The sequence below is a fragment of the Mesorhizobium sp. M7A.F.Ca.CA.004.04.2.1 genome, assembly GCF_004022825.1.
In the GTDB taxonomy this organism is placed as follows: Bacteria; Pseudomonadota; Alphaproteobacteria; order Rhizobiales; family Rhizobiaceae; genus Mesorhizobium.
In genome coordinates this window covers 1-1,804 of the sequence record NZ_RZPH01001143.1, presented here as the reverse complement: position 1 = coordinate 1,804, position 1,804 = coordinate 1, and the positions used below count along the sequence as shown (strand labels likewise).

Below are 1,804 nucleotides of genomic sequence, written 5' to 3'. Positions count from 1 at the left end.
CGTCATAGCGGATCGGCACATGGCTGCCCGACGGAGCACCGAAATGGGTCGGCGCCAGCGTATCGATCCTGCGCTGCAGATCGTGTGGCACGAGGCTGGCCAGCCCGGCCGAGACAACGCCCGCATCGATGGCGGCAAAGGATGCCGCGCCGGACAGGTAAGGCAGCAGCCAGTCGTCGAGGCGCTCGATGAGGGCGTCATCCGCCATGTCGGGCCAGGGCGCGCCAAGGCCTCGATGCAACCAGCCAAGCCGCTGGCGCAGCGTTTGCGCCTCCTTGCTCCAGGTCAGCAGCGACAGCCCGTGCTGGCGCACCGCATCGAGGACGTCGCGGTCGGCGTCAGCACCGATTGGCGGCGGCAGCATGCGCTCGGCAAGCGTGATGGCGCCAAGGCGCACGGTTTCGCGGACGCGCACGGCGCGCTTGTCGCGGTCGAAGCTCGTTTCACGGCGGACCTCGATCCTCTCCGCCAGCGCGGCGCGGACATCGTCCTCGCCGATCGCTGCCGCCGCCGTGATGCGTGCATTCTGTGCCTTGCCCTGCAGGTCGGCGACGACCAGAAACGGCTCGCCCGCCAGCGGATCGGCGGCGTCGAGCATGGCGCCGGAGCCGTTGGCCAGCACGAAACGGCCACGCTCGCCGCGCGCCTTCGCCACCCGATCCGGCCAGGCGTGGACGAGCAGGGGACCGGCTGCCGCAGCTTCGCTGCCCTTCGCCTCGCCAGCCTGCCTCGCCAGCCGTTCGGCGAGCTGCTTGGCGGCTGTAGCGCGTGGCGATTTTTCCCCGCGAAAACGCATCAGCCGCCGCTCCAGATCGGCGCCGTCGCCACCAAGGCCGCGTTCGGTGAGCAGCACGGCAAGCATCGCCGCCTCGAAGGCATGGCCGCTGCCGGCTGCCTCGGCAACCATGTGCGCCAACCGCACCGGCAGGGCGAGCTTGCGCATCGCTGCACCCGCGTCCGTCAGGCGCCCCGTGTCGTCGATGGCATCCAGCGCGCGTAGTAGCCCCCTTGCCTCATTAAGGGCCGGAACAGGCGGCGGATCGAGAAAAGCGAGCCCTGCCGGATCGGCAACGCCGAAGGCAGCGCAATCGAGCAGCAGTCCGGACAGATCGGCCTCAAGGATTTCCGGCGGCGTGAAGGCGGGGAGTGCAGCCGTCTGCTCGGCCCGCCACAACCGGATGGCGACGCCTGGCTGCGTGCGCCCGGCACGGCCGGCGCGCTGGTCGGCGGAAGCCTTGCTGACGCGCACGGTCTCCAACCGGGTGAGGCCGCTGGCCGGCTCATAGCGCGGCAGCCGCGACAGGCCCGAATCGATGACGACGCGCACGCCGTCGATGGTGATCGAGGTTTCGGCGATCGAGGTGGCCAGCACCACCTTGCGGCGGCCGGCCGGCGGCGGCTTGATCGCCGCGTCCTGCGCCTTGCCGTCGAGCATGCCGTAGAGCGGGACGATGTCGGTATCGGTGCCGACCTTGCCGGCCAGCCGTTCGGCGGTGCGCTCGATCTCGCGCTGGCCGGGCAGGAAGGCAAGCACGCTGCCGCTCTCGTCGGCAAGGGCAGCGCGGATCGCCTTGGCCATCGCGTCCTCGATGGCGATGCCGGCGGGGCGTTCGTCATACCGGATGTCTACGGGGAAGGCGCGACCCTCGCTTTCGACGACCGGCGCGCCCGACATGAGTTTGGCGACACGCGCGCCGTCGAGCGTCGCCGACATCACTGCCAAGCGCAGATCCGGCCTGAGCGCCCCTCGGACGTCGAGCGCCAGAGCGAGACCAAAATCGCCGTCGAGCGAGCGCTCGTGGAA

At 70.5% G+C, this 1,804-nt stretch carries 1 protein-coding gene; it reads right to left on the bottom strand.

Translation table 11 applies throughout. The features are described 5' to 3' along the window. The coding region (gene hrpB / locus EN893_RS32245; RefSeq protein WP_128362103.1) for an ATP-dependent helicase HrpB at positions 1 to 1,804 on the bottom strand (1,804 nt) is incomplete at both ends.